Origin of the sequence: Limnofasciculus baicalensis BBK-W-15 (assembly GCF_024178385.1) — a bacterium.
Classification (GTDB): domain Bacteria; phylum Cyanobacteriota; class Cyanobacteriia; order Cyanobacteriales; family Coleofasciculaceae; genus Limnofasciculus; species Limnofasciculus baicalensis.
Genome location: NZ_JAMZMM010000497.1, coordinates 1 through 3,616 on the forward strand (window position 1 = coordinate 1; position 3,616 = coordinate 3,616).

At 40.8% G+C, this 3,616-nt stretch carries 4 protein-coding genes; 2 read left to right on the plus strand and 2 right to left on the minus strand.

Translation table 11 applies throughout. The features are described from left to right. Positions 1–154 precede the first annotated feature (154 nt). Complete coding sequence (locus NJ959_RS27180) at positions 155–784, plus strand: adenylate kinase (protein WP_254014885.1); 630 nt, start codon at positions 155–157, stop codon at positions 782–784. An 89-nt stretch (positions 785–873) separates the two neighbouring features. Continuing rightward, positions 874–1,581, plus strand: coding sequence for a ribonuclease PH (gene rph / locus NJ959_RS27185; protein WP_254014886.1), 708 nt, complete (start codon positions 874–876; stop codon positions 1,579–1,581). 74 nt (positions 1,582–1,655) lie between these two features. Here rph and NJ959_RS27190 read toward each other — a convergent pair whose 3' ends face one another. Beyond that, complete coding sequence (locus NJ959_RS27190; protein ID WP_254014887.1) at positions 1,656–1,994, minus strand: hypothetical protein; 339 nt, start codon at positions 1,992–1,994, stop codon at positions 1,656–1,658. A gap of 8 nt (positions 1,995–2,002) precedes the next feature. Beyond that, complete coding sequence (locus NJ959_RS27195) at positions 2,003–3,583, minus strand: beta-barrel domain-containing protein (RefSeq protein ID WP_254014888.1); 1,581 nt, start codon at positions 3,581–3,583, stop codon at positions 2,003–2,005. Positions 3,584–3,616 lie beyond the last annotated feature (33 nt).

The window sequence follows — 3,616 nt, forward strand, 5'->3', positions numbered from 1 at the left end:
GCCTTCATCCTTCATCAGGTAACTTAAACTGCAATCATCTGAGAATTAGTGGCACAATAACTTTCGTGAGCTTGAAGACTGGGTGAGGTGTGGGCATTAGTGCAAAATTTATGGAAACGATTGTCAATCTGCTTGAATTTAGGAGTATTTTATTGTGAGACTGGTGATTCTGGGAGGTCCGGGGGCAGGGAAGGGAACGCAGGCTCGACGGTTGTGTCACCAGCTAGGTATCTCTGAGATTTCTACTGGTGACGTATTACGACGTGCGATCGCCAAGCAAACTGAGTTAGGTTTTCAAGCACAGCATTATGTTGAGAAGGGTGAACTCGTTCCTGACCCAATTTTGATAGAATTTATGCGTCAGCGTCTTTTACAACCTGATACTGCTCACGGTTGGTTGTTGGAAGGCTATCCTCGTACTGCTTTCCAAGCTGAGGAGTTGGATTTTTTATTAGAAGAGTTGGAGCAGCGTCTAGACTGGGCAATTTATTTAGAGGTGTCGGAATCAGTAATGATGAATCGCTCTGTTTTGCGATCGCAAAGCTTGCAAATTGCGCTATCCCATTCTTCAGATGGGAGTCATCAAGATATAGTCTCGAAAGGAAATTTGCGCCTAGACGATAGCCCAGAAATTGTAGAGCGCCGGATTGAACTATTTTACGAGCGGACTATTCCTATCCTGGAATATTACGGATATCGTCAACGACTTTTAACTATCAAAGGGGATCAATCAGCAGAAAAGGTAGAGGAAGATCTTTTAAGATTGCTAATGGCAGCTAAATAACCAACTGTAACAGGCAAGATGCCTGTTCTACAACAATTACCTTGAGCTAATTGCCCACAACTAACAACTAACAACTAACAAAAAAAATTATGGCTTGGCAACGTCCTGATAGCAGACAATTTAACGAGCTTCGTCCAATCTCTTTTGTGCGAGAATTTACTAAATTTGCTCCAGGTTCAGTTTTAACAAAATGTGGTGATACTCAGGTGCTTTGTACTGTCACAATTCAGCCGGGAGTGCCCAAATTTTTAGAGGGTACTGGCAAGGGTTGGTTGACTGCTGAATACAGAATGTTACCAGGAGCAACAGTCCAAAGGCAACCGCGAGAATTGATGAAATTATCAGGTCGAACTCAGGAAATTCAACGTTTGATTGGACGGAGTTTAAGGGCATCTTTGGATTTCAAAGCTTTAGGAGAATACACGATAACCGTTGATGCGGATGTACTTCAAGCTGATGCGGGGACACGCACAGCTTCGATTACAGGGGGATATGTTGCTCTTGCTGATGCTTTAAATAATATGGTAAAAATGGGTAAGTTAGAGAAATCGCCTTTATGTCACCAAATTGCTGCTATTTCCGTGGGAGTGATTGAGGGTGAGCCGTTTTTAGATTTGAATTATATAGAAGATGTGGCGGCTGAGGTGGATTTTAATATTGTGATGAATGAGGAGTTGAATATTATTGAAGTTCAGGGTACGGCTGAGGAGAGAAGCTTTAGTCGCCATCAGCTTAATCGAATTCTGGATTTAGGGGAAAAAGGGATTCAGGAGTTGTTAGCTGCTCAAGTTAAATAGTTTTGAGTTTTACAGGAGATTATAGGTTGATGAAGTACATCCCAGAAACTTGGTTTCTTCGAGAAACCGGGTTTCTATGTACCCCATAAACTCCCATACATTAATAACCAACAACTACCATTGAGGAAAGCTGTCATCACAGCAGTAATAATTACTCCTTTCATGAATTCCCCGTATTGGAGTTGTCTAGATACCAATACTAGGGGAATAATATAGGTAAATTGAAAAATGCCAATCCACCAAAAAGCAAAGAATGTAATTTGATCGATTATAGGTTTAGGTTGAGTTGATGGTGATTCCGAAAAATTCAATGCTTTCCCATACCGAGCGCTAAGATAAAATACAAGTAGATGAAGCGCGATCGCACTCACAACGCCTAAAACTAAACCCGCATCTTTATTCCTTCCTACCATTTCCCCTTTTACCTGACATTCTTCAAACTATCCAATTTCTTGACAAACAAATCGCTAAAAATACTCATCACAGTCCGATTCCGCACCTTGATATTAACACTGACAGACATGCCAGATTGCAGTGCCACTTCTCCCAATTGCCCATTATTCACAGAAATTGACTGCTTTTCAATTTTTATTTCAGCCGGAAAACGATAAAACTGGTAAATTTGATCTGGCGGTAAAGCATCGGAACCAATTCGCACTAATTTACCTTTGATATCGCCAAATTCACTATAAGGAAAAGAATCAACCCTCACATCGACATCCATCCCTGGCTTCAAAAAACCAATATCGCGGTTAGTGATAAAAACCTTAGCAATTAATCCCTCATCTGGGACAATTTTGAGAATAGGTTCGCTAGTATTTGCCACAAAACCAGTTCCTTTAGCCTTGAGATCGAATACTGTCCCGCTAACGGGTGAAACCAAATCCTGGTACTTTAAAGTTAACTTAGCTTGACTAATTTGACTATCAATTTCTCTAATTTTTTTCTTATTCTCAACAATAATCTTAGTGATTTGGCTATTAATTTCAGAAATTCTTTGTTCGTTACCAGACATTTTAGCCTGGACATCGGTGTCAGATAAAGAAATGGTATTTTGTAACTTTTCTCTAGCTTGCTCAATTGCTAATGTTAGACGTTGTTCTTCTTGAGTGAAACGGATTACATCAGCTTGACTGCTGGTAACTTCCTGCTTCTGTTTCAGAAATTGAAGGCGAGCAAACCCTCCTTCTTGTACTAAAGGTTCTATGTTCCTGACAATTTCTTGGTTAACTGATAGGATATTTCTAGCATTAGCTAACTGTACTGTAGTCTGACTAAGTTGCTTGCTTAGTTGTTCGACTTCCAACTGAGCAGTCGCAACGCGAGATCTACGCTCTGCTACGATTGATTGCAAGCGAAGCTGTTGTTCGGGATTTAATCCTACACCACTGATATCTCCCTCTAATTGCGCTTGATATAGTCGATTTTCTGCGATTAAAGAGGCACGATTTTCTGTTAGTGAGATAATTTCTGGCGGTACTCGTAACTGAATTTGTCCAACTAATCGAGGATTAGCACCATTGAGCTGATTGGTGTAGAATTGATTTTCTTGGAGGAGAGATTCCCTAATTTTTTGGAGTGACTGAAATTGAGCTTCAGCAGCAGTTTGGTCAAATGTCAAGAGGCGATCGCCTGCTTCCACATGCTCTCCTTCTTTTACGTCAATTGTTTTGACTACTCCAGCAACGGGAGCTTGTACTTCCTTCACCGCGCCTTGGGGTTCTAATTTCCCTTGTGCTGGAATTGCTTCCTCAATTTTTGCCACACAAGCCCAAATAATAGTGACAGTCGTTACCCCGACAATCGCCCAAACAATAGCTCGTGAAAAAACAGGAGATTGTTGCAGAATTACCGATTGATCGAAGTCATCTGCTTTACCAAGGGATCGATTCGATCTTCTTCCATTTCCGTTATTATTATTCCCTGAATCATTAACCAAATTTCGATTATTATTTCGTACTGCGCCAGATGAGTTGGGTTGAGAGCCATTAGGGTTATTCATAGTTAATAGTTAATAGGGAGTAGGGAGTAGGGA